Source organism: Pleomorphomonas sp. JP5 (assembly GCF_023721815.1).
Taxonomy (GTDB): domain Bacteria; phylum Pseudomonadota; class Alphaproteobacteria; order Rhizobiales; family Pleomorphomonadaceae; genus Pleomorphomonas.
Genome location: NZ_JAMDLI010000007.1, coordinates 352,227 through 373,266 on the forward strand (window position 1 = coordinate 352,227; position 21,040 = coordinate 373,266).

General features: G+C 65.4%; 25 protein-coding genes. 16 read left to right on the plus strand and 9 right to left on the minus strand.

Features of this window, described 5'->3' with window-relative positions:
* Positions 1-252: 252 nt before the first annotated feature.
* Positions 253-1,104, minus strand: coding sequence for a 23S rRNA (adenine(2030)-N(6))-methyltransferase RlmJ (locus M4J40_RS08680; RefSeq protein ID WP_251753698.1), 852 nt, complete (start codon positions 1,102-1,104; stop codon positions 253-255).
* Positions 1,105-1,353: 249 nt separating this feature from the next.
* Between M4J40_RS08680 and M4J40_RS08685 the strand changes: the two genes are divergently transcribed.
* The 8 genes from M4J40_RS08685 to M4J40_RS08720 all read left to right on the plus strand — a co-directional run bounded on the left by M4J40_RS08685 (position 1,354) and on the right by M4J40_RS08720 (position 7,807).
* Positions 1,354-1,803, plus strand: coding sequence for an SH3 domain-containing protein (locus M4J40_RS08685; protein WP_251753699.1), 450 nt, complete (start codon positions 1,354-1,356; stop codon positions 1,801-1,803).
* 58 nt (positions 1,804-1,861) lie between these two features.
* Complete coding sequence (locus M4J40_RS08690; RefSeq protein ID WP_251753700.1) at positions 1,862-2,608, plus strand: SH3 domain-containing protein; 747 nt, start codon at positions 1,862-1,864, stop codon at positions 2,606-2,608.
* Positions 2,609-2,919: 311 nt separating this feature from the next.
* The gene (gene uvrB, locus M4J40_RS08695) at positions 2,920-5,613 is read left to right on the plus strand and encodes an excinuclease ABC subunit UvrB (protein ID WP_251753701.1); all 2,694 of its coding nucleotides are present in this window, start codon (positions 2,920-2,922) and stop codon (positions 5,611-5,613) included.
* Positions 5,614-5,644: 31 nt separating this feature from the next.
* Positions 5,645-6,034 carry a DUF4440 domain-containing protein gene (locus M4J40_RS08700; protein ID WP_251753702.1) on the plus strand — a complete coding sequence of 130 codons (390 nt, stop codon included), beginning with the start codon at positions 5,645-5,647 and terminating at the stop codon, positions 6,032-6,034.
* A 74-nt stretch (positions 6,035-6,108) separates the two neighbouring features.
* Positions 6,109-6,420 (plus strand): type II toxin-antitoxin system MqsR family toxin, encoded by a 312-nt coding sequence (locus tag M4J40_RS08705; RefSeq protein ID WP_251753703.1) that lies wholly within the window; start codon positions 6,109-6,111, stop codon positions 6,418-6,420.
* Positions 6,417-6,845, plus strand: coding sequence for a type II toxin-antitoxin system MqsA family antitoxin (locus M4J40_RS08710; RefSeq protein ID WP_251753704.1), 429 nt, complete (start codon positions 6,417-6,419; stop codon positions 6,843-6,845). The genes M4J40_RS08705 and M4J40_RS08710 overlap by 4 nt, the downstream gene beginning before the upstream one ends.
* A 153-nt stretch (positions 6,846-6,998) precedes the next feature.
* Complete coding sequence (locus M4J40_RS08715; protein WP_251753705.1) at positions 6,999-7,328, plus strand: type II toxin-antitoxin system PrlF family antitoxin; 330 nt, start codon at positions 6,999-7,001, stop codon at positions 7,326-7,328.
* Entirely contained in the window at positions 7,325-7,807 is a 483-nt protein-coding gene (locus M4J40_RS08720; RefSeq protein WP_251753706.1) for a type II toxin-antitoxin system YhaV family toxin, read from the plus strand. The genes M4J40_RS08715 and M4J40_RS08720 overlap by 4 nt, the downstream gene beginning before the upstream one ends.
* A gap of 36 nt (positions 7,808-7,843) precedes the next feature.
* Here the strand turns inward: M4J40_RS08720 and M4J40_RS08725 are convergent, their stop codons facing one another.
* On the minus strand, positions 7,844-8,695 hold the full coding sequence (locus M4J40_RS08725) for an EamA family transporter (protein ID WP_251753707.1): 852 nt from the start codon (positions 8,693-8,695) through the stop codon (positions 7,844-7,846).
* Positions 8,696-8,774: 79 nt separating this feature from the next.
* On the opposite strand from M4J40_RS08725, the gene M4J40_RS08730 reads away from it, so the two are divergent.
* Positions 8,775-9,278, plus strand: a complete 504-nt coding sequence (locus M4J40_RS08730) for a MarR family winged helix-turn-helix transcriptional regulator (RefSeq protein ID WP_251753708.1) — start codon at positions 8,775-8,777, stop codon at positions 9,276-9,278.
* A 7-nt stretch (positions 9,279-9,285) separates the two neighbouring features.
* Here the strand turns inward: M4J40_RS08730 and M4J40_RS08735 are convergent, their stop codons facing one another.
* A complete protein-coding gene (locus M4J40_RS08735; protein ID WP_251753709.1) occupies positions 9,286-10,653 on the minus strand; it encodes a methyl-accepting chemotaxis protein in 1,368 nt (455 codons plus the stop codon).
* 193 nt (positions 10,654-10,846) lie between these two features.
* Here M4J40_RS08735 and M4J40_RS08740 point away from each other — a divergent pair, with 193 nt between their 5' ends.
* The gene (locus M4J40_RS08740) at positions 10,847-11,467 is read left to right on the plus strand and encodes an NAD(P)H-dependent oxidoreductase (protein WP_251753710.1); all 621 of its coding nucleotides are present in this window, start codon (positions 10,847-10,849) and stop codon (positions 11,465-11,467) included.
* Here M4J40_RS08740 and M4J40_RS08745 read toward each other — a convergent pair.
* The gene (locus tag M4J40_RS08745) at positions 11,457-12,746 is read right to left on the minus strand and encodes an MFS transporter (protein ID WP_251753711.1); all 1,290 of its coding nucleotides are present in this window, start codon (positions 12,744-12,746) and stop codon (positions 11,457-11,459) included. The two genes, M4J40_RS08740 and M4J40_RS08745, sit on opposite strands and share 11 nt — an antisense overlap.
* 245 nt (positions 12,747-12,991) lie before the next feature.
* Here M4J40_RS08745 and M4J40_RS08750 point away from each other — a divergent pair, with 245 nt between their 5' ends.
* From M4J40_RS08750 to M4J40_RS08760, 3 genes are all read left to right on the plus strand, one after another.
* Positions 12,992-13,864, plus strand: coding sequence for a pirin family protein (locus M4J40_RS08750; RefSeq protein WP_251753712.1), 873 nt, complete (start codon positions 12,992-12,994; stop codon positions 13,862-13,864).
* Between the two features lie 113 nt (positions 13,865-13,977).
* Positions 13,978-14,190 (plus strand): AbrB/MazE/SpoVT family DNA-binding domain-containing protein, encoded by a 213-nt coding sequence (locus M4J40_RS08755; protein WP_251753713.1) that lies wholly within the window; start codon positions 13,978-13,980, stop codon positions 14,188-14,190.
* Positions 14,190-14,597, plus strand: a complete 408-nt coding sequence (locus M4J40_RS08760) for a type II toxin-antitoxin system VapC family toxin (protein WP_251753714.1) — start codon at positions 14,190-14,192, stop codon at positions 14,595-14,597. Before M4J40_RS08755 ends, M4J40_RS08760 begins: the two co-directional genes overlap by 1 nt.
* Here the strand turns inward: M4J40_RS08760 and M4J40_RS08765 are convergent.
* Genes M4J40_RS08765 through pgsA form a run of 3 tightly spaced genes read right to left on the minus strand, consistent with a single transcriptional unit; the run spans position 14,594 to position 15,912 of the window.
* The gene (locus tag M4J40_RS08765) at positions 14,594-15,073 is read right to left on the minus strand and encodes a molybdenum cofactor biosynthesis protein MoaE (protein ID WP_251753715.1); all 480 of its coding nucleotides are present in this window, start codon (positions 15,071-15,073) and stop codon (positions 14,594-14,596) included. The two genes, M4J40_RS08760 and M4J40_RS08765, sit on opposite strands and share 4 nt — an antisense overlap.
* Before the next feature lie 4 nt (positions 15,074-15,077).
* Positions 15,078-15,329 carry a molybdopterin converting factor subunit 1 gene (moaD, locus tag M4J40_RS08770; protein ID WP_251754248.1) on the minus strand — a complete coding sequence of 84 codons (252 nt, stop codon included), beginning with the start codon at positions 15,327-15,329 and terminating at the stop codon, positions 15,078-15,080.
* A 4-nt stretch (positions 15,330-15,333) separates the two neighbouring features.
* Positions 15,334-15,912 carry a CDP-diacylglycerol--glycerol-3-phosphate 3-phosphatidyltransferase gene (gene pgsA / locus M4J40_RS08775; protein WP_251753716.1) on the minus strand — a complete coding sequence of 193 codons (579 nt, stop codon included), beginning with the start codon at positions 15,910-15,912 and terminating at the stop codon, positions 15,334-15,336.
* A 211-nt stretch (positions 15,913-16,123) separates the two neighbouring features.
* Here pgsA and M4J40_RS08780 point away from each other — a divergent pair, with 211 nt between their 5' ends.
* From M4J40_RS08780 to M4J40_RS08790, 3 genes are all read left to right on the plus strand, one after another.
* On the plus strand, positions 16,124-16,468 hold the full coding sequence (locus tag M4J40_RS08780; RefSeq protein WP_251753717.1) for a multidrug efflux SMR transporter: 345 nt from the start codon (positions 16,124-16,126) through the stop codon (positions 16,466-16,468).
* 1 nt (position 16,469) lies between these two features.
* The gene (locus M4J40_RS08785; RefSeq protein WP_251753718.1) at positions 16,470-17,045 is read left to right on the plus strand and encodes a TetR/AcrR family transcriptional regulator; all 576 of its coding nucleotides are present in this window, start codon (positions 16,470-16,472) and stop codon (positions 17,043-17,045) included.
* A 92-nt stretch (positions 17,046-17,137) separates the two neighbouring features.
* Positions 17,138-17,833, plus strand: a complete 696-nt coding sequence (locus M4J40_RS08790; protein WP_251753719.1) for a DUF1345 domain-containing protein — start codon at positions 17,138-17,140, stop codon at positions 17,831-17,833.
* Between the two features lie 90 nt (positions 17,834-17,923).
* Here M4J40_RS08790 and M4J40_RS08795 read toward each other — a convergent pair whose 3' ends face one another.
* Both M4J40_RS08795 and uvrC read right to left on the minus strand, forming a co-directional pair.
* Positions 17,924-18,757: a DUF3313 domain-containing protein gene (locus tag M4J40_RS08795; RefSeq protein ID WP_405030731.1), complete on the minus strand. Its 834-nt coding sequence runs from the start codon at positions 18,755-18,757 to the stop codon at positions 17,924-17,926.
* A gap of 106 nt (positions 18,758-18,863) precedes the next feature.
* On the minus strand, positions 18,864-20,849 hold the full coding sequence (gene uvrC, locus M4J40_RS08800) for an excinuclease ABC subunit UvrC (protein ID WP_251753720.1): 1,986 nt from the start codon (positions 20,847-20,849) through the stop codon (positions 18,864-18,866).
* Positions 20,850-21,040: the final 191 nt, after the last annotated feature.

Consider the following 21,040-nt stretch of genomic DNA (forward strand, 5'->3'; position numbering starts at 1 on the left):
CCAAAGCGAACGCCAGCCAAGCCACGCCTGCCGAAGCGAACTCCATTCGCCGGCAGGACAACGCGACTTTCCCACTTCGTCCGACTGCTTATATTCCCTGCGCATTGAGAAATTCTTACCGCTTTTCGCGGAAATCCGGGGGTTGGCGCCCCTCTCGCAAGGACGCAAGGGGCGCGTCCTCGCAGCAGAGCATGGCCTTCCCTCGCTCGCGCACCCTTGGCGCGCGGAGTGGAGCGCTCCGCCCCCTCGCCGTCAGCTGTCCTCGGCGAGCCTCAGCACACGGCCGCCGGCGCCCTCGTCCACGGCGAGAAGACGGATCAGCTCCGGCAGGATCGCCTCGGTCTCGTCGGCCAGCATGAAGGGCGGATTGGCGCAGAGCACGCCGGCGCCGGAGAGCGGCCCGTCGCCACGGGGCTCGCGCACCCATTGCTCGATGGCGACGAGGCGCGGATAGCCCACCTCGGCCGCCCCTTTCAGGAAGGCGTCGACGGCGGCGATATCCTTGATCGGATACCAGATCAGAAGGCAGCCGGTCGCGAAGCGCTTGTGGGCGTCATGAACCGCGCGCAAAAGGCGATCGAACTCGCCGGGCTCCTCGAAAGGCGGGTCGATCACCACGACGCCGCGCCGTTCGCGCGGCGGCAACTGGGCGCGGACGGTGATGTAGCCATCCTCCGAGACGACGCGCACCCGCCGGTCGCCCGCGAAGAGCGCGGAGAGCGTTTCCGCGTCCTGCGGATGCAGCTCGTTGAAGTGATAGCGATCCTGCAGACGGCCGAGCGCCGTGGCGATGACTGGCGAGCCGGGATAGACGAGAAGGTCATCCCCGCCGTTGACGGCGCGGAGGGCCGCTTGCCAGGGGGCGAGCCAATCGCCGAGCGCCGGCGACAGGCGGGCCGCCCGGATGCGGCCGACGCCGCCCTCCCATTCGCCTGTCCTGAGCGCCTCGTCGGCGGCGAGATCATAGAGGCCGATGCCGGCATGGCTGTCGATGACGTGGTAGCCGGCATCCTTGCGACCGAGATAGACGAGGATGCGGGCGAGCACGGCGTGCTTCAGCACGTCGGCAAAGTTTCCGGCATGAAAGGCGTGGCGGTAGTTCATGGCGCGAGAGCTAGATCACATGCCGCCCCGCCGGCAAGGAAATTCGCCATTGCCGGCCGATGGTCCCACTGCCGCCGCATCTGCGCCCCAGATTGCGGACCGAGCGTCGCGGCGGACATGAACGGCCCATGAACGGCCAGTTCAGCGCAGGCTCAAGGCAAGGATGGCATAAGGTTGACCATTGAATGTCCGGTCGACTTGACTTGCCGAGGAGCACCCGTCGACCCGCCCGACAAGAGGAGTGAAGCCATGTTGAAGCCCTTGCTGACGATTGCCGTGCTTGCCGCCGCGACCATCGCGGCGCCGTCGGTTGCCTCCGCCGCGTCCGCCCGTGTGACCGCCAACGTCAACCTTCGAGCCGGTCCAGGAACCCAGTATTACCCGATCCTCGTGCTGCCGGCCGGTGCGCCGGTGAAGCTCTACGGCTGCCTGCAGGGCTACACCTGGTGCGATGTCTCCTACGGTCGCGAACGCGGCTGGGTATCGTCGCGCTACCTCTCCACCTTCTACCGCGGCCCAGCCTATCGTCCGCGCCCCAATTCCTCGGTGCCGTTCCTGACCTTCAATTTCGGCTATTGGGACAACCACTATGCCCATCGTCCGTGGTATCAACATCGTCCGCGTCAGGAACGTCCCGCTCCCGACTGGCGCCGCGATCGCGACCATCGCGATTGGGATCGTCGGGACTGGGGCCGCTGAAACAGGTTGAGCGATCGTGGCTCGCAATGGGCCACGCCATGATCGAGGATGGAACACGATGAGGATGCGACGTCTGGCCACGATGCTCGGCCTGGCCTGCCTGATCTCCTCGACGACCGGCGCGCTGGCCGCGCCGGCCGAAGTGCTGGCCGCCGTCAATCTCCGCACCGGCCCGGGCGCGCAATACTATGCCATCATGGTGCTGCCGCCCGGCGCACCGGTCGAGATCTACGGCTGTCTCGACGATGAGAACTGGTGTGACGTCGGCTACGGTCGGACGCGAGGCTGGATAGCCTCGCGGTATCTCGGCACCGTTCGCAACTGGTCGCCCGAACGACGCATCCTGCGGCCACCGGTTCTGACGCCGCCACCGATCTATCGCGAACCGCAGGTCTACACCAATCCGCCACCCGTCTACCGCGAGCCGGAATGGGCGCCACCGGATGTCTATCAGGGCGAGGTCTACATCGAGCCGCCGCCGGGCTACGTCTACCGGCCACCGGTGGTGGCCGCCCCGCCGATGCCGGACCTGCCCCAGCCGGACGTCGGCGTCTACCCGTCAAAGCCGCGCGTCCAGACCGCGCCGCCGGTGGTTGCCAGCACCCCGCCGGCAACTCAACCTTCGACGCCCCCGCCCACCGTCACCCAGCCGTCCACCACGCCACAAACCGGCGCGACCGGCCAATCGTCCGCCAGTTCCGCCCAGCCGGCGGCGCCGGCCGACGCCAAGCCGAAATATGGCAGCGCCGTCGGCAAGCCCGGCGCGCCCTGCAAGTGGGTGAACGGCGTTTGCCGCAACGACTGACGGCCCCGGCCTTCAGTCGAAGGCGCGGCGGGCAAGGTGTATCGGACCATAGAGCAGCGTCATCTTGCGCAGCCGCTTCGACAGGAGTTTGCGCAAGGCCCGCTCTCGCATCCGCGTCGATCTCTGCGACGGTCACCGCCGGAGGTCTCGCTCGGTGATCAGCCCAGCGGCTTGCCCGGGCATCGCCTTCCATTTGCGAAGCGTAAGGAGATCGTAGACGAAGCGCCGGCACCTGTCGCCCTGCTGCCATGCTCTGACCGCAGTGGATGTGATAAGGTCTCCGTTCGCTCAGGATAACGACGAGTCCGCCCATGCCTCCCCGCAAGCCCGCCTCCACCCCCGACACCGATCCGGCGCCCGGTTTCTCCGAGATGCCGCAAGCGCCGTTCGAGGGAACGCCGATGACGGGGTCCTTCTCGGACTGGTTGAAGGACGTCTCCGACGACGCCGAAAAGCCCAAGCCAACAGAGTCGCGCGTCGTCGAGGAAACCGTCGTCAAGCCGGGCAAGCGCAAGGCCAAGGCCGAGCTGACGTCGCGCAAGTCGTCGCGCGGCGGCTCGCTGGGCGGCTCCACCGATCCCAAGGTGCGCGCCGCCGGTGGCCTCAATCCCGTCGCCGGCATGTCGGTGTCGATGGAAGAGGCGCAGGCGATGCCGCTCGGCGGCGTCACGGCCACGGTCAAGGCGCTGGAAGAGATGATCCAGAAGGGCCGCGACATCTTCCGCGACGGCCAGCCCTGGGTGCCGCACCGGCCGGAGCGTCCACCGAAATCGGAAGGCGGCATCACCTTCAAGCTGTCGTCGGCCTACGAGCCGAAGGGCGACCAGCCCACCGCCATCGCCGACCTCCTCGCCGGCATCGAGCAGCAGGACAAGACGCAGGTGCTGCTCGGCGTCACCGGCTCGGGCAAGACCTTCACGGTGGCCAACATCATCGCCGCCACCAACCGCCCCGCCCTGATCCTCGCGCCCAACAAGACGCTGGCCGCCCAGCTCTATTCCGAGTTCAAGAGCTTCTTCCCGGACAACGCCGTCGAGTATTTCGTCTCCTACTACGACTACTACCAGCCGGAAGCCTACGTTCCGCGCACCGACACCTATATCGAGAAGGAATCGACCATCAACGAGCAGATCGACCGCATGCGCCACTCGGCGACGCGCGCCCTGCTCGAACGCGACGACGTCATCATCGTCGCCTCGGTCTCCTGCATCTACGGTATCGGCTCGGTCGAGACCTACACCGCCATGACCTTCGGCCTGGAAGTCGGCGACCGCATCGACCAGCGGCAGCTCCTCGCCGACCTCGTGGCGCTGCAATACAAGCGCGCCGACGTCGGCTTCGCCCGCGGCACCTTCCGGGTGCGCGGCGACACCATCGAAGTCTTCCCGGCCCACTTGGAGGATCGCGCCTGGCGCATCTCGCTGTTCGGCGACGAGGTAGAGGCGATCACCGAGTTCGATCCGCTGACCGGCCACAAGTCGGCCGACATGAAGTTCGTCAAGATCTACGCCAACTCGCACTATGTGACGCCCAAGCCGACGCTGGCCCAGGCCATCAAGTCGATCAAGGCGGAGCTGCGCGACCGCCTCGTCGAGCTCAACGCCCACGGTCGTCTTCTCGAGGCACAGCGCCTCGAACAGCGCTGCACCTTCGACATGGAAATGATGGAGGCGACCGGCGCTTGCGCCGGCATCGAGAATTACTCGCGCTATCTGACGGGACGCGCGCCCGGCGAGCCACCGCCGACGCTGTTCGAATACCTGCCCGACAACGCCCTCGTCTTCATCGACGAAAGCCACGTCACCGTGCCGCAGATCGGCGCCATGTATCGCGGCGACTTCCGCCGCAAGGCGACGCTGGCCGAATATGGCTTCCGCCTGCCCTCCTGCATGGACAACCGCCCGCTGCGCTTCGAGGAGTGGGACGCCATGCGGCCGCAGACCGTCTGCGTCTCCGCCACCCCCGGCGGCTGGGAGCTCGACCAGTCGGGCGGCGTGTTCGCCGAGCAGGTGATCCGCCCCACCGGCCTGATCGACCCGCCGGTGGAGATCCGCCCGGCCCGCACCCAGGTCGACGATCTCCTCGGCGAAGTGCGGCAGGTGACCAATGCCGGCTACCGCACGCTGGTCACCGTGCTCACCAAGCGCATGGCCGAGGATCTCACCGAATACCTGCACGAGCAGGGCGTGAAGGTCCGCTACATGCACTCGGACATCGACACACTGGAGCGCATCGAGATCCTGCGCGACCTGCGCCTCGGCGCCTTCGACGTGCTGGTCGGCATCAACCTGTTGCGCGAAGGCCTCGACATTCCCGAGTGCGCGCTGGTCGCCATTCTCGACGCCGACAAGGAAGGCTTCCTGCGGTCGGAGACCTCGCTGGTCCAGACCATCGGCAGAGCGGCGCGTAACGTCGACGGCAAGGTCATCCTCTACGCCGACAACATGACCGGTTCGATGGAGCGGGCCATCGCCGAGACCAACCGCCGCCGCGAGAAGCAGGTGGCCTACAACACCGAGCACGGCATCACGCCGGAGAGCGTCAAGCGGTCCATCGGCGACGTCTTGAACTCGGTCTACGAGCAGGATCACGTCCGCGTCGACACCGGCCTCGCCGAGGAAGGCGAACTGATCGGCCACAACCTCAAGGCCTACATGGCCGACCTGGAACAGCGGATGCGCAAGGCCGCCGCCGACCTGGAGTTCGAGGAAGCGGCCCGCCTGCGCGACGAACTGAAGCGCTTGCAGGCCGCCGAACTGACCATCGCCGAAGACCCGATGGCCCGCCAGAGCGACGTCGACGCCGCCGGCGGCGGCTTCGGGGGCGGCAAGAAATACGGCAAGTCCGCCAACACCCCGCCGTCGCGCGTCCGCAAGAACAGCCTCGACGAGATGACCGTCGGCCGCACCGAAGTACCGATGGGCAGCGAACCGCCCAAGCGCCCGCCGCCCAGCACGGCGGCGGGCACGGTCGCGGGAAAGAAGAAGGGACGCTGGGGGAAGTAGTCCCCCCTGGGGGCATGGCGAGAGGATGAAGATGGCGCAGGATGTTCCCGACGCAGACTTCTTTCGCATCCTCGAACAGAAGCTGCATCGCCCCGAGGTCAGGCGCTCGCCGGACACCGTACACGCCCTCCTTGCCGATGACTTCACCGAGTTCGGCAGTTCGGGCAGGGTCTACGACAAGGCCTCGATCATCGAGGCATTGGTCGAGGAGTCCATCGCGGAGGCCGCCCTCGCGCCGGATGTGCATGATTTCACTGCCCGTCCCATCGCGTCCGATGTTGTCCTCGTAACCTACCGAAGCAGTCGCCATCTCCCCGGAGGAGCAGCGGCAAGAGTCACACTTCGCAGCTCGATCTGGAAGCTGATCGATGGCCGCTGGCAGATGCTGTTTCACCAGGGAACGATCGTCCCATCGACCTAACTCGGACGTCGGCCGTTGGATGCCCAGTGTCCGGGAGTTGTGTATTTTGGTACCATTATGGTATATTCATTGTCATGAACGATAAGCGAAAGCCTTCGCACGACTTGGCCGCTTTCAAGAGAGCGGCAAGCTCAGCTGACGGCTTCTTCGTTACGCGAGTTGCTCTTGCGGGGGCGGCCGATCTCGGTTTCGACATGGACGATATCCGGCAGGTGATCGGAACAATGGAGGCGCGTCACTTCTACAAGTCGACGACCTCCAACTTCGATCTTCGCCAATGGCAGGATGTTTATCATGTGCCGTCCTCAGCCGGCGTCGTCTATGTGAAGTTCACCGACGGTAAGCTCGCCGCCTTTCACCTCTTGTCGTTCAAGGCGAAGGAATGAAACTTGAGGGTTGCGCCATGGACACCATGATTTCTCCCGAGACGGGTCGTCCCCTGACCTTTGGCGTCCGCCCGACGACGTTCACCTTCGGCGGCCGCAGCCTGACGGTCGACATGCCTGGCTGGTATGGTGAGGACGAGGAAGACGCCATCTTCGACAAGGCCGGCCAGACCGCCTATCATCGGGCGATGACGGTCCTGAAGGCGCGCGCCAGCGGGCTGTTGGAGCCGTCCGATGTCAGACGCATACGCCGCAAGCTGAAACTCAGTCAGCGGGACGCTTCGGCCCGGCTTGGCGGCGGCCCCGCCGCTTTCCAGAAATACGAAGCCGGCGATGTTCTGGTCAGTCAAGCGATGAGCAACCTTCTACGCCTGCTTGATCGTGACCCCAGTCTGCTGGACGTCCTGAGCCAGGAAGCAGCCTGAACAGCGGCGTCGGGGCCTCATTCTGGAGCTGCCGGCCGAGAGCGTACCCTTCCTAACCTAAGAAGGTAGAGATGGGCCGAAGAGCATATTCTGTATCCTTGACGCGGTAATGAGAATTCCCTACCTTTCCGACCAAGGCAAAGGAGACGAGTTATGAACGCGCCCGCCGTCATCGAGAAAACCTGCGCGGTGACCAGGAAGGGACAAACAACCCTCCCGCTCGTCGTGCGACAACTTCTGGGAGTCGCCGAGGGCGGACAAATCATCGTCCGCGCGGAAGGCCGTCGTATCACCATCGAACAGGTGGAAGCCGAGCACAGCGATCCGGCCATAGAATCCTTCCTGCGCCTGATTGCCAACGATCTTGCCACGGAAGGCCATGTCGGAACGCTATCCGACGATCTGCTTGAAAGCCTCCAGTCCGCCCTCAAGGACGTCGAGGTCGATCTGAACGAGCCGATCGAAGGTGACGTGTGCCTTTGATCGTCAACGGCTGGACACTGCTTTTCCATGACATGATGCTCGGCCAGATCAAGACGCTGGCCGACGCGGTCAAACGGGCGCGCGCCGCCGACCCCACAGGCTTTCGTTCCAACGCCAACGTCCGCGTGTTCGCGTCCATCGCCAAACTGGTGCTGCAGGTCATCCCTCAGGATCCTGGACATACGGATCACCGGATCGGCAACACTATGGGGCCGGACTACCGCCACTGGTCCAGAGCAAAGTTCGGACAACGCTTCAGGCTGTTCTTCCGTTACGACAGCGCCAGCCGCATCATTGTGTTCGCCTGGGTGAATGACGAGACCACCCTGAGAGCCAGAGGCAGCAGGTCGGATCCATATGCAGTGTTCAAGGCCATGCTCGAACAAGGGAACCCACCCGACACCTGGAAGGCGTTGCAAACGGCGGCCAGGGAGGTGCCGGACGAACTAAAGGACCTCCTTCAGGACGCAACTCCATAAGACGCGCTCCGATCTCTCTTGGCCTTCCTACCCTGCCTACCTCCGCCTCATCCCCCTCTGCCCCAAGAGGATGCTGCCGAAGATCAGGGCGATGCCGAGCCACTGCGCGAGCGACAGCGTCTCGTCCCTGAACAGCCAGCCGAGCGCCACCGCCGTCACCGGGCTCAGGAAGCCGAGTTGGGCCACGAGGTTGGGGTTGAGCCGGGCGATGCCCCGGAACCACAGGACATAGGTGAGGCCGGCGCCGATCAGGCCGAGATAGGCGACGCCGATCAGGTTGTCGGTGGTGAAGACGGCAAGCGCCGGCAGGTTCCAGAACAACGCCGGCAACAGCAGGATGCCGCCGGCCGTCAGCTGCCAGGCCGTGAAGGTCAGAAGTGGCACCGGCGGCTGCCAGCGTCGCGTCAGCACGGTGCCCAACGCCATGGAAAGCGCACCCGCCAGCCCTGCCATGATGCCCATCGCATCGAGCGTGGCGCTTGGCTTCAGGATCAGAAGGCCGACACCGAGCGCGCCACCCACCGCAGCGGCGATGGAAACCGACATGATCGGCGTTCCCACCAGCAAACGCGCCAGGAACACGACGACCAGCGGCTGGATTGCCCCCACCGTGGCGGCGACGCCGCCCGGCAGCCGATAGGCAGCAATGAACAGCATCCACCAGAAGAACGAGAAGTTCAGCGCCCCGAGCAGGAAGACGCGCGGCCACCAGACGCCGGTCGGCAGTTGCCGGGTGAGCAGTAGCAACAGCAGGCCGGCCGGCAACGCCCGGAGGAGCGACACCAGCAGCGGATCGAGCCCCGGCAGAAAGGTGACCGTCACGATATAGGTGCTACCCCAGATCAGAGGGGCCAAGGCGGTGAGGACGACGTCGGACAGCCGGTGCATGGGTCACTCCATTTATCTCGACGTCAAGATAATTGGAGAAATCTTGACGTCAAGATAATTCCGTGATGACACTTCTCCCATGGATGGCGTCGACAAGATCATTGCCCAATGGAACCGCGAGCGACCCGACCTCGACGTGGAGCCGATGGCGCTGATCGGGCGGCTGGGCCGGCTGCGGGAGCTGCTGTCCCGCCGGCAGGAAGAGGTATTCGCCCGCTTCGGCCTGAACAGTTCGGGCTTCGACGTGCTGGCGACGCTGCGGCGGTCAGGCCCGCCCCATAGCCTGTCGCCGGGCGAGTTGATGGAGCAGATGATGATCAGCTCCGGCACCATGACCAACCGCATCGATCAATTGGCCAAGGCTGGCTTGGTCGAACGACGCCAGAACCCTGACGACCGGCGCGGCATGATCGTGTCGCTCACCGACAAGGGTTTCGCCCTGATCGACGAGGCCGTGACGGCCCATGTCGAGAACCAGCACCGGCTGGTATCGACGCTGTCGGAGCCGGAACGGGCGATGCTCGACACTCTGCTGAAGAGCTATCTGGGTCGGCTCCAGCGGAGCTCCGACCAGCCGGACTGACGGCCGATCAGCGCAGCTTCAGTTCGCGAACCTTGCCGAGATCGCGAGTCGCGCCGATGATTTCCTCGGCGGCCCTGTCGAGTTCGCCGGTATGGCCGGTCAAGAGTTCGGAAATCGACCGGACGCGATCGGCCATGACGCTGGTTTCGTTGACCGCCGCCTCGATGGCGCGCAACACGTCGGTCATGTTGCCGGAGTGACGCACCGCGCTGTTGGTCGCCTCGGCAATCTCGTGGGTCGCCGTCGATTGCGCTTCCACCGCTTCCGACACCATCTGCGACTTCTCGGAAATCGCCGCCACCACCTTGGCGGTCTCCTCCGTTACCTCGGCCGAACGCTTTGTCGCCTCCTGGATGAGGCCGATCTGCTTGCCGATCTCGTCGGTGGCCTGGGCGGTCTGCGACGCCAGCTGCTTCACTTCCTGCGCCACGACGGCAAAGCCCCTGCCGGCCTCGCCGGCGCGAGCAGCCTCGATGGTGGCGTTGAGCGCCAGAAGATTGGTCTGGGAAGCAATGTTGGTGATCAGCCCGACGAAGGAACCGATACGCTCCACGGTCTCTTCCAGCGAGAGGATTGCCTCGCGGCTGGCCATGGTCTCGGAAACGGCCTTCGCGGCCAGGCTGGCGCTCTCGCTGGCCTGCGTGCCGATCTCGACGATCGACGCCGACAGCTCCTCCGTGGTCGCCGCCGTCGAACCGATCGAATGGCTCGCACCCTCCGACGAGCGGGTGGCGCTGTTGACGTCGCTCGATACCCGGCTGGACAGGCTTTGCAGAGCCTCGGTGGTCGACCCCAGGTCCTTGGCAACCGTGTTGATGGAGTTGCGCAACCTGTCGATGGTCGAGCCGAAGTTGGTCAGAACGTCGCCCGACTGGCTGGCCGTGCTCTTGGCCGCCTCCCCGTCGATCTGCACGTGCAAAGCGATCGCCATCGCTGCATCGAGCTGCAGCAGGCGGGTGTAGACGTCGATGAAATGAGCCGCCTTGACGCCATTCCAGCGGAAGCGTTTGCCGATCGCCGCGATGCCATGGCTCATCAGTGCGCTTTTCAGCGCCACGCGGTAGCGGAAGTCGAAACCGCAGGACCGCTCGAACTTCACTCTTTCCAGACTATCGGTCTCGAAGTCGCCATCCAGCGGCGCTTCGAACAGACGCAGCGTATAGTGCTTGGCCTTGGCCGTCAGCGCCGCGCCATGCGTCTCGAAGGACGCCCGGAACGCGGTGGCTTTGGTGGGCGTCCAGCTGAGATTGAAGGCGAGCGCCTCGTCGATGATCGACCTGACGACCGGAGCCAGGGCGGCCCTGTCCGCGTCCTGGACGCCGTCCAGAAGATAGAGGCCGATACGAGCCTTGCCGGCTTCGGACAGTAGAGACATGGGTGCACCATTCCTTCAGGTTCAACTGCCGGATGGTCGTCGGGCGCGGTAAATATTTGTTTGATTCCGTTAGGAAAGATGCCTCCTGCGGCTCGGTTAAGTATTGCAACCGAGCCGTTGATCGAAATCGGGTGGGCGCGGCCTGCCGCACATGCCAAGCTGGCGCAGTCCTTCTGCGTTCAGAGTCTTCCCCATGAAATGCCTTGTCGTCGTCGCCCACCCCCTGCCGGACAGCCTCTGCCGGTCGCTGGCTCGTTTCACCATCGAGCGGCTCGAGGCGGCCGGTCATGACGTGACGGTCGAGGATCTCTACGGTAACGGCTTCGGCGCCGCACTGAGCGAGGACGAACGCCGGAGCTACTACGCCGGCAGCTTCGATGCGTCGGCGGTCGCAGGCGAAGCGGCACGGTTGACGGGGGCGGAAGCGCTCGTGCTGGTGTTTCCCACCTGGTGGTACGGCTTTCCGGCCATCCTGAAGGGGTGGTTCGACCGCGTCTGGTCGCCTGGGATCGCCTTCGATCACGCCAGCAACTTCGGTCCCATCAAGCCGCACCTCAAGCTTGCCCGCGTGCTGGCGATCACCACGCTCGGCTCGCCCTGGTGGATCGACACGCTGGTGCTGTGGCAGCCGGTGCGGCGCATCCTCCGTATCGCCATCCTCGGCGCCTGCGCTCGTGGCGTCCGCTTCAACATGCTGTCGCTGCACTCGGCCGAGAAGCCGACAGCCGAGCGGGTGACGCGTTTTGAACAGCGCATCGCCAGCGTCCTCGACCGGTGGGGGCAGGCTGACGAATGGGCCCCTATCAGGCTTTGACGGCAGTCAAAGCCGGCTTGCCGCCGCGCACCAGAGCCATCGAGACCACGCCGAGGACAAGGACGAGCGCCAGCACGTAGAGCCCGACCCGATAGTCGGCGGTCGCGCTCTTCAGCCATCCCATGACATACGGCCCGAAAAAGCCGCCGGTGTTACCGATCGAGTTGATCAGCGCCACGCCGACGGCCGCCGCCAGACCGCCCATGCGCGCAGTGGCGAACGCCCAGAAGGGCCCGATCACCGACCAAAGCCCGATCAACGCCAGCGACAACGCGGCGATACTTCCGAGGAGCCCGGTTGCCTTGCCGGCGAGAACGCAGCCGGCGGCGGCCAGGATGAGCGAGCCGATCACATGCAGCTTTCGCTCGCCGAGGCGGTCGGAGCTCCAGCCGATCGCCAGCATGCCGACAACGGCCGCCAGGAAGGGGATGGCGTTATACCAGCCGAGCAGCGACAGATCCGCGCCGCCGAGGATGTCCTTCAGGATCTGCGGCATCCAGAAGGCCACGCCATACATGCCCAGCACCATGCAGAAATAGACGAGCCCCAGAAGGGCGACTGTCGAGAACAGGCTCGGCCCGAGCCGATTGAAGTGGTGAAGCTCCAGATATCCCGCTTCCCTGTCCAGCGCGCCTTGCAGAGCGGACTTCTCCGCATCCGTCAGCCATTTCGCCACCGTCGGCCTGTTCGGCAAGGCCAGGAGAATGGCCACGCCGAGGAGGACCGCCGGTATGCCCTCGAGAACGAACAGCCATTGCCAGCCGCGCAAGCCCCAAAGGCCGTCCATGCCGAGCAGCCACATCGACAACGGGCTGCCCACCAGCCCCGCCACCGCCGTCGAGGAGGCGAGCACGGACAGCGCCCGGGCGCGGTCCTGCGGCAAGAGCCACTGATTGAGGTAGAGAATGACGCCCGGCAGGAAGCCCGCTTCCGCGATGCCCAGCAGAAAGCGGCAGAGATAGAACGTGGTCTCGTTGTGAACGAAGGCCGTCAGCGCGGAGATCAGGCCCCAGCTGATCATGATCCGCGAGATCCACACCTTCGCCCCGACGCGCCGCAGAATGAGGTTGCTCGGCACCTCGAACAGCACATAGCCGGCAAAGAACAGCCCCGCGCCGAGACCATAGGCGGCCGGCGACAGGCTGAGATCCTCGTTGAGCTGAAGGGCGGCAAAGCTGACGTTGATGCGGTCGAGATAGGCGACCACGTAGCCGAGACAAAGCAGCGGCAGGAGTCTCAGGGCGATCTTCTTCGAGCCGGACCGCATCACGTCTTGCATATCGCCCTCTCCTTCCGGCCCGCGCCGGTCAATCCGCCTTCCGCGGAGCACCGCACAAGCCTCATAGCTGTCTTGGCGCCCCGTGCCGAGACCTTTCTCCACCAAAGCCTCCCGCCCATCCTCTCGCCCGGACAAGCCGGCGCCGCGTGTCGCCTTGCCGGTTGACGCGTGGAAACGGCGAGTTGCCGGATTTGGATTGTGGCCTATATTAGGCGGAACTGCGTAGCCAGCCGGAAGGGCCCCTCATGCGTAGCGTTCTCGCCGTCCACCCTGCCTATCGCGACGACATCGCCGATCTCGTCACCCGCCGGCCGCTGCCGGGACCGGACGTCGAGCAGGTGGATCCCTTCCTGTTCCTCAACCACCACGGTCCGCAGACCTATCCGCCCGGCAATCGCGGCCTGCCCTTCGGCCCGCACCCCCACCGCGGCTTCGAAACGGTGACCTTCATCCTCGAGGGGAGTCTCTCCCATCTCGACACCGGCGGCCACGAGAGCATCATCGAGGCCGGCGGCGTGCAGTGGATGACGGCCGGCTCGGGCCTCGTCCACGCCGAGCTGTCGCCGGAGGCCTTCAAGCGCGAAGGCGGGCCGATGGAAATCCTGCAGCTCTGGGTCAACCTGCCCCCGTCGCTGAAGATGACCGAGCCGCGCTATACCGGCGTGCAGCGGGCCGACATTCCCGCCCTGTCGATCGCCGCCGGCAACGGCACGCTCAACCTGGTCTCCGGCGAGTTCGGCGGGGCGACCGGCCCGATCAAGTCGCTGACGGACGTCTTCATGTCCTGGGTGGAGCTGAAGGCCGGCGCCAAGGCCGCCCTTCAGGCCGAAAAGGGGCGGCACGTCTTCCTCTACGTCGTCGCCGGCCGGGTCGACATCGCCGGCACGCAGGTCGACAAGTACCATCTCGTGGAACTGACCGACGATGACGACACCTTCATCGTCGCTGCGGCCGACGACGCCGTGCTGCTGTTCGGCCATGCCACGCCGATCGATGCGCCGTTGGTGGCGCATGGCCCCTTCGTGATGAACAGCGAGGACGAGATCCGGCAGGCCTATGCCGATTATCGCGACGGCAAGTTCGGCGACCCGGCCAAGCTGATCAGGGCAAGCTCCTAACCCTTGTCGCCCCACCGCTCGGCCCGCGCGTCGTCGTGGGCCTTGGCACCTACAGGAACAGGGCTATCGGTGATACTGTCTTACCGATAGTCGATCGATCGCGGATGCTGCCAATGTCCGACACCGCCACTCTCTCATCAAAGTTCCAGATTTCCATCCCGAAGGGCGTCCGAAACGCACGGAAGTGGAAGCCGGGCCAAGAGTTCGCATTTATCCCCAAGGGCTCCGGCGTCCTTCTCGTTCCCGTGCCGAAGGTCGAAGATCTCGCCGGTACGCTGGCCGGCGTGGACGTTCAGGATTACCGCGACCGTAACGACCGTTACTGATGCGCGTCGTCGACACATCCGCATGGCTCGAGTACATGAGTGGCTCCACGACAGGGCAACTCATTGCCGCCGAGCTCCCGCCCCGCCATGAGTGGCTGGTTCCGACCATCGTGCAGCTCGAAATGGCGAAATTTCTTCTGCGCACCGCAGGAGAGAGCCTGGCCGAAGACGTGGCCGCCTTCAGCCAGAAGTGCATCGTCGTTCCGCTTGACACCGACATTGCTCTGGCAGCCGCCGAGATCGGGCTGCGACACAAGCTGGCAACGGCCGACGCCATCGTATACGCGACAGCGCAGCTATTCGAGGCCGACCTCCTGACTTGCGATGCACACTTCAAGGACCTGGATGGAGTCCGCTACGTGCCGAAATCGGCCGCTGCGGCAAAGCCTGACGAGGCAAGCTCCTAACCCTTGTCGCCCCACCGCTCGGCCCGCGCGTCGTCGTGGGCCTTGGCTTCCACCCAGCCGCCCTCGCTGCGGTCGGCCGGATGCTCCTTCTTCCAGAAGGGGGCGCGGGTCTTGAGGAAATCCATCACGTAGTCGCAGGCGGCAAAGGCCGCGTCGCGGTGGCTTGACGACACGACGACCAGCACGATGCGCTCGCCCGGCTTGATGCGGCCGCCGCGATGGATGACGGTGACGGCGAGAAGCGGCCAGCGGGCGACGGCCTCGCTCACCACGCGGCCGATCTCCGCCTCGGCCATGCCGGGATAGTATTCCAGCTCCAACGCAGAGAGACGGCCGCCCTCGTCCCGGCAATAGCCGACGAAACTGGTCACCGCGCCGACGGCGGGGTCTCCGGCCTGCAAGGCGTCGATCTCGGCGCCGACGTCGAAGTCGTCGGGCCCGACGCGGACGGTGATGCGCGGGGTCGCGGCGTTCATGGCGTCAACCGCCGGTCATGGGCGGGAACAGGGCGATCTCGCGGGCATTGCCCAACGGCTCATCCTGCTCGATATGCAACTGGTCGACGGCGACGCGAATGGTCTCGGGCGCCTCGAAGGCAAAGGCATAGGCTTCGCCGCGCTCCGACAGCCAGCGGACCAGATCGCCGGCCGTCTTCACCGTTTCCGGCAGCGCCAGTCGCTCCTCGGACAGGCCGATGCGCTCGCGCACCCAGGCGAAATAGCGGATCAGCACTGGCTCACGGCTCATGGCTCTCCTCCATCAGGTAGACCACGCCGCTGCGGAAGTAGTCGTAGCCCGTGTAGAGCGTGACGAGAGCCGCTGTCCAAAGCATGGCGATGCCGAGCTCGGTGATGCCGGTCACCAGCTTGTCGCCGGTCGGTCCCAGCAACAGGATGCCGATGGCGATCAGCTGCAGCGTCGTCTTCCACTTGGCAAGGCGCGTGACGGGCACGCTGACCTTGAGATCGGCGAGAAACTCCCGGAGTCCCGAGACGAAGATCTCGCGCATCAGGATGATCACCGCCGCCCACAGCGAGAAGCCGCCGATGGTGCCGTGATAGGTGAGCACCAACAGGCAGACCGACACCAGAAGCTTGTCGGCGATCGGATCGAGCATGCGCCCGAGCGTCGACTGCTGCTTCCACAGCCGGGCCAGATAGCCGTCGAAATAGTCGGTGATCGACGCGGCCGCGAACAGGCCGAAGGCCAGCCAGCGCCCCGTATCGCCTTCCAGGTAGAAGGCGGCGACCACCGCCGGAACGGCGACGATGCGGAGGTAGGTGAGAATATTGGGCAGGGACCAAACGAATTTCATGGCGCCGACATCTGTTGATCCGCCAATGACATTGCACGATGCTTTCCCGAGGGCAAGGGTCGGAACGCGGAAGAAACGCGCCGGTCGAGAGTTCGGCGATCACCGTGGCGTGAAGCCATCACCTGCGCGAGCCCACTTGAACGAAGGCCGCGATGGCGCTTGAAAAGAAACCGACCATTCGGTATCTTTCGGACCGTTTTCAGGAGCCATCATGAATCCACCACTGGCCGCCTACGGCTATCTCGCGCTTGCCATCGTCTCGGAAGTAACGGGCTCGTCCCTGCTTCAAAAGAGCGAGCAGTTCTCCAAAACGCTGCCCACGATCGGTATGGCCATCTGCTTCGCCGCCGCCTTCTTCTTCCTGTCGCAGGCGCTGAAGGCGATTCCGCTCGCCATTGCCTATGCGATCTGGAGCGGCGTCGGCATCGTGCTGACCGCCGCCGTCGGCGTCCTCGTCTTCCGCCAGGCCCTCGACACCTGGGCAATGGTCGGCATGGGCCTGATCGTGCTCGGGGCCGTCGTCCTCAACACCATGTCGCACAGCGCGGTCCACTGAGATGGACGCGGACCACCCCGAAACCGGCTATCGGCGCAAGAAGCAGCCCGAGCTCGTCCAGCGCGCGCTGCTGGACCACGCGGCCAAACTGGCCGTCGAGCACGGACTCGCCGCCGTGACGGTACAGGCGGTCGCCGAAGCGGCGGGCGTCACCAAGGGGGGCCTGCTGCACCATTTTCCGAGCAAGCAGGCGCTGATCGACGCGGTCTTCGCCGATCTGCTCGACGCGCTGGATCGCGATCTCGACGCCCGGATCGCCGCCGATCCCGAACCGTTCGGCGCCTTCACCCGCGCCTATGTCGCCTCGGTCTTCGACATGGCGCCGGAAGCCGACGGCGCCATCTGGGCGGCGTTGTCGATCTCGATGCTGACCGACCCGCAACCGAGGCGCCTGTGGTCGGAGTGGATTCAGGCCCGCCAGGATCGGCACCGGGACACCGACGGCACGTTGGCGCTGGCCGCCGTCCGTCTCGCGGCGGACGGTGCCTGGCTGGCCGACCTCACCGGCGTCGCCATCGCCGAGCGGGCCGAGACGCGCGACCTTCTGATCAGCCAGACGCGGACGGCCGCGCCCTGACCCCGGCAACGTCGGACAGCCTCGCAAATCTGCGCTCCCACCCGACGGACCTGCTATAGCTGAGCCGACCGCTCGTAGCCGGGAGAGCCAGCATGCCCGTCGAGGAAGGCCGCAAGATCCGTCGTTCCCTTCTGCGCCGGGGCCTTCACGCCCTCAGCATCCGGCCGCGCCTCATCGCCGCCGCCGCGCTCGGCGGCATCGCCGGCCTGCTGCTTCCGACCAGCATCACAGTGCAAAGCCGCCTTCTGATCGGCTGGGACGCCGGCGTCGCCCTTTATCTTGCCACCACCTGGCACATGATGATCGGCTCCGACGTCCATGAACTGCGCCGCCGCGCCGCCCAGCACGACGAGGGCGAATGGACGATCATCCTCCTGTCGATGGCGGCGACGCTGTCGAGCCTCGTCGCCATCGGCGCCGAGCTCTTGCAGGCCGGTGCCGGCGATCCCTTCCGCTTCTGGCGGGCGGGAATCGCCGCGCTCACCATCCTGATGAGCTGGCTGTTCGTCCACACCATCATGGCCCTGCACTACGCCCACGACTTCTATCTCAGGGAGGGGTATCTCAAGGAAAAGCCGGGCCTGATCTTCCCCGACCGCATCGAGGAACCCGGCTATTGGGACTTCGCCTATTTCGCCTTCACCATCGGCGTCGCCGCCCAGACGGCCGACGTCGCCATCGCCTCGCCGCGCATCCGCCGCGTGGCTCTGGCTCACTCGGTGTTGGCCTTCTTCTTCAACACCGCCATCCTGGCCCTGGCGATCAACGTGGCTGCGAGCCTTCTGTAGAGCATCATCCGATCGGAGCGATACGAGGCTCGAAAGGACGAGGCTTACCAAGCATGATCCTGGAGCGCTTCCGCGCTCCCGCCGACCCCGTCATTGCTGGGCGGCAGGTGCCGAACCTTTGTCCGTCCACTCAGGCGGGGCGCCGAACTTGCCGGCAACGACGCCCGCAAGCCCAGGAGCGCGACCGAATGCGTCGCAGGCCGGATATTTCGGATTGCCGCCGAACCATGATTTCAGCCGCTGTCCCGACGGTAGCGCAAGGTCCAGGTCTGGTGGTTCCTTGCCGAGCACCAGCAACCGCGCAAACTCGTTGCTGAAACTGGCGGCCATGCCATAGGCGTCCCCGACCTCGGACACCAGCGGATCGTCCTGGATGGAGTTGGCGCCGCGCGCCCACACGATTGCGGCGCGCTGCACCCCGGCGCCGTCAACCGCTTCCGCTTCGACCGCAAGCCCACCCAATCCGATCGGAAGACGCGGAATGCCCACGGGCAGAACAAAGCCGCTTCCGAGCGACACCACGGCCGAAACACCCGCCATCGCCTTGTCGGTCGGCACGATATCAGTGACAACGGCCCGCACAGTGAGATCGGCCCGCTGGGCGGTCGGCACCATCTGGTATCTGTCGCTGAGGGCAACACACAGAGCACGATCGATGGCGTTGGTCACCAGGGTCCGATCCGCCGGGTCCGCAATCCGAGGCAACGCGCCAAAGGCAAAAACCGTTGGCACGATCCGGGCCTTTTGCAACGGGGCGAGGCCGTTACCGTCGACATAGACCCGTGCCTTCGACAGGCTTCCCTTCGGCTCGCCAAGCCTGTCGTAGGACGACAGCGTGCCAGCCTGCTTCAGGGGAACGGAAGCGCAGCCAGCGATCACCAGCATAAGGGGCAGAGCGAAACCAAAAGCCTTCAGACGCATCATCGGAAACTCCAGGCATCGCCGGGTCGCCCTGCCGACGGTTCAAAGACAGCCAGTTTGCTTGTGCCCGGATTCTTGCGCTGACGATAGCCGGCGGTGCCTATGGTCCTCATCCCTTACGGAAATAGTCGTGGATGGCCTTGGCGGTCGCGGCGGAAATGCCCGGCACCTTTTCGAGATCGGTGAGCGCCGCCCGCTCGATCTCCTTCAGCGTGCCGAAGTGGTTGAGCAGCGCCCGCTTGCGCGTCGGGCCGACGCCGGGGATCTCCTGCAATCCGCCCTCGGAAATCTGCTTGGACCGCCTGACGGCATGGCTGCCGTTGGCGAAGCGGTGCGCCTCGTCGCGCATGCGCTGGATGAAGTAGAGGATGGGGTCGCGGGTCGGCAGCATGAAGTCCGGCCGGCCCGGCACGAAGAAGCGCTCGCGGCCGGCGTCGCGGTCCGGCCCCTTGGCGACGCCCACCAGCGGAATGTCGGTGATGCCGAGTTCATCGATGATCGATTTCACCGCCGACAACTGGCCGGCGCCGCCGTCGATCAGCACCAGGTCCGGCCAAGGGCCGAAACCGTCCTCGTCGCGCGGCGCCTCGGCGCGGCTGCCGTGCTCCTTGACGAGGCGGGAAAAGCGCCGCTCCATCACCTCGCGCATCATGCCGAAATCGTCGCCCGGCGTGATGTCGGTCGAGCGGATGTTGAACTTGCGATACTGGTTCTTCACGAAGCCGCCGGGGCCGGCGACGATCATGCCGCCCACCGGGTTGGAGCCCATGATATGGGCGTTGTCGTAGACCTCGATGCGCTTAGGTGTCTCGGCAAGGCCGAACACCCGGCCAACGCCCTCCAGGAGCTTCAGCTGGCTCGAGGTATCGGCCATGCGGCGGGCCAGCGCCTCGCGGGCGTTCTGCACCGCCTGCTCGACCACCTCTTTCTTCTCGCCGCGCTGCGGACGGAGCACTTCGACGCGCCGCCCGGCCTTCTCTGTGAGCGCCTCGGTCATCAGCGCCATGTCTTCGAAGGCGTGGCTGACCAGGATGAGCGACGGACATGGCTTGTCGTCGTAGAACTGGGCGATGAACGAGGACAGCGCCTCGCCGGCTTCGGCGCCGCCGGCCTTGGGGAAAAAGGCGTGGTTGCCCCAGTTCTGGCCGGTGCGGAAGAAGAACACCTCGACGCAGGTCTGCCCGCCCTCCTGATGGACGGCGAACACGTCGGCCTCCTCGATACCCTGCGGGTTGATTCCCTGCCGGCTCTGCACATGGGATAGCGCGGCGAGGCGATCGCGACAGACGGCGGCTCGCTCGAAGTCCAGCGCCTCGGCGGCAGCGTTCATCTCGACGGCAAGATGTTCCTTGATCTGCCGGCTCTTGCCGGAGAGGAAATCCTTGGCCTCGCCCACGAGCCGGGCATAGCCCACGGCGTCGATCTCGCCGGTGCAGGGCGCCGAACAACGCTTGATCTGGTAGAGCATGCAGGGCCGCGTCCGAGTCTCGAATTCGCCGTCCGAGCAGGTGCGGATCAGGAAGGCCTTCTGCATGGCGTTGATGGTCGCCGTCACCGCCGACGCCGAGGCGAAGGGGCCGAAGAAGCTGCCCTTGCGCGAGCGGGCGCCGCGATGCTTGACGAGCTGCGGCGCCACGTGGTCGCCGGTGATCAGGATATAGGGGAAGCTCTTGTCGTCGCGCAGCAGCACGTTGAAGCGCGGCCGAAGCTGCTTGATCAGGTTGGCTTCCAGGAGCAGCGCTTCCGTCTCGGTCTTGGTGACGACGAACTCCATCGCCGCCGTCGCCTGCACCATGCGGATGATGCGGGTCGGCAACTGGCCGAGCCGGGTGTAGTTGGTCACCCGCTTCTTGAGGCTCTTGGCCTTGCCGACGTAGAGCACGTCGCCCGAGACCGACAGCATGCGATAGACGCCCGGGCTGTTGGGCAACAGCCGCACCATCGCCTGCACCACCTCGACGCCGCGCCGCGTCTCGGCCGTCGACAGGTCGATCTCGCCGCCCTCTTCCTCCACCGCGTCCTCGAGTTCGGGCGGCTCGGCGGTCGGGGCGTCGTCGGCGTCGATATCGGCGGTGAGTTCGGGATCGTCTGTCATGGACTCAGGAACGATGTGCGCTCAGGGGAACGCCCACCGCTCTCTCTTCTTGGTATCGCATCGCTTCCGCGGAAAACCGGTTTCCACTTTTCCGCGCGATGCTCTGGGGATTCGCGAAGGGCGGCTCTCTATCATATCAGCGACCGCTGCGTCAGCCGATGGCGGTAGCACCATCAAAAAGCAAGGTCCCG

What these genes read in the sequence shown, in the direction of transcription:
- M4J40_RS08680 (WP_251753698.1), bottom strand. Translation starts at nt 1,104, where the DNA reads ATGAACTACCGCCACGCCTTTCATGCCGGAAACTTTGCCGACGTGCTG.
- M4J40_RS08685 (WP_251753699.1), top strand. Translation starts at nt 1,354, where the DNA reads ATGTTGAAGCCCTTGCTGACGATTGCCGTGCTTGCCGCCGCGACCATC.
- M4J40_RS08690 (WP_251753700.1), top strand. Translation starts at nt 1,862, where the DNA reads ATGAGGATGCGACGTCTGGCCACGATGCTCGGCCTGGCCTGCCTGATC.
- uvrB (WP_251753701.1), top strand. Translation starts at nt 2,920, where the DNA reads ATGCCTCCCCGCAAGCCCGCCTCCACCCCCGACACCGATCCGGCGCCC.
- M4J40_RS08700 (WP_251753702.1), top strand. Translation starts at nt 5,645, where the DNA reads ATGGCGCAGGATGTTCCCGACGCAGACTTCTTTCGCATCCTCGAACAG.
- M4J40_RS08705 (WP_251753703.1), top strand. Translation starts at nt 6,109, where the DNA reads ATGAACGATAAGCGAAAGCCTTCGCACGACTTGGCCGCTTTCAAGAGA.
- M4J40_RS08710 (WP_251753704.1), top strand. Translation starts at nt 6,417, where the DNA reads ATGAAACTTGAGGGTTGCGCCATGGACACCATGATTTCTCCCGAGACG.
- M4J40_RS08715 (WP_251753705.1), top strand. Translation starts at nt 6,999, where the DNA reads ATGAACGCGCCCGCCGTCATCGAGAAAACCTGCGCGGTGACCAGGAAG.
- M4J40_RS08725 (WP_251753707.1), bottom strand. Translation starts at nt 8,695, where the DNA reads ATGCACCGGCTGTCCGACGTCGTCCTCACCGCCTTGGCCCCTCTGATC.
- M4J40_RS08730 (WP_251753708.1), top strand. Translation starts at nt 8,775, where the DNA reads ATGGATGGCGTCGACAAGATCATTGCCCAATGGAACCGCGAGCGACCC.
- M4J40_RS08735 (WP_251753709.1), bottom strand. Translation starts at nt 10,653, where the DNA reads ATGTCTCTACTGTCCGAAGCCGGCAAGGCTCGTATCGGCCTCTATCTT.
- M4J40_RS08740 (WP_251753710.1), top strand. Translation starts at nt 10,847, where the DNA reads ATGAAATGCCTTGTCGTCGTCGCCCACCCCCTGCCGGACAGCCTCTGC.
- M4J40_RS08745 (WP_251753711.1), bottom strand. Translation starts at nt 12,746, where the DNA reads ATGCAAGACGTGATGCGGTCCGGCTCGAAGAAGATCGCCCTGAGACTC.
- M4J40_RS08750 (WP_251753712.1), top strand. Translation starts at nt 12,992, where the DNA reads ATGCGTAGCGTTCTCGCCGTCCACCCTGCCTATCGCGACGACATCGCC.
- M4J40_RS08755 (WP_251753713.1), top strand. Translation starts at nt 13,978, where the DNA reads ATGTCCGACACCGCCACTCTCTCATCAAAGTTCCAGATTTCCATCCCG.
- M4J40_RS08760 (WP_251753714.1), top strand. Translation starts at nt 14,190, where the DNA reads ATGCGCGTCGTCGACACATCCGCATGGCTCGAGTACATGAGTGGCTCC.
- M4J40_RS08765 (WP_251753715.1), bottom strand. Translation starts at nt 15,073, where the DNA reads ATGAACGCCGCGACCCCGCGCATCACCGTCCGCGTCGGGCCCGACGAC.
- pgsA (WP_251753716.1), bottom strand. Translation starts at nt 15,912, where the DNA reads ATGAAATTCGTTTGGTCCCTGCCCAATATTCTCACCTACCTCCGCATC.
- M4J40_RS08780 (WP_251753717.1), top strand. Translation starts at nt 16,124, where the DNA reads ATGAATCCACCACTGGCCGCCTACGGCTATCTCGCGCTTGCCATCGTC.
- M4J40_RS08785 (WP_251753718.1), top strand. Translation starts at nt 16,470, where the DNA reads ATGGACGCGGACCACCCCGAAACCGGCTATCGGCGCAAGAAGCAGCCC.
- M4J40_RS08790 (WP_251753719.1), top strand. Translation starts at nt 17,138, where the DNA reads ATGCCCGTCGAGGAAGGCCGCAAGATCCGTCGTTCCCTTCTGCGCCGG.
- M4J40_RS08795 (WP_405030731.1), bottom strand. Translation starts at nt 18,757, where the DNA reads ATGATGCGTCTGAAGGCTTTTGGTTTCGCTCTGCCCCTTATGCTGGTG.
- uvrC (WP_251753720.1), bottom strand. Translation starts at nt 20,849, where the DNA reads ATGACAGACGATCCCGAACTCACCGCCGATATCGACGCCGACGACGCC.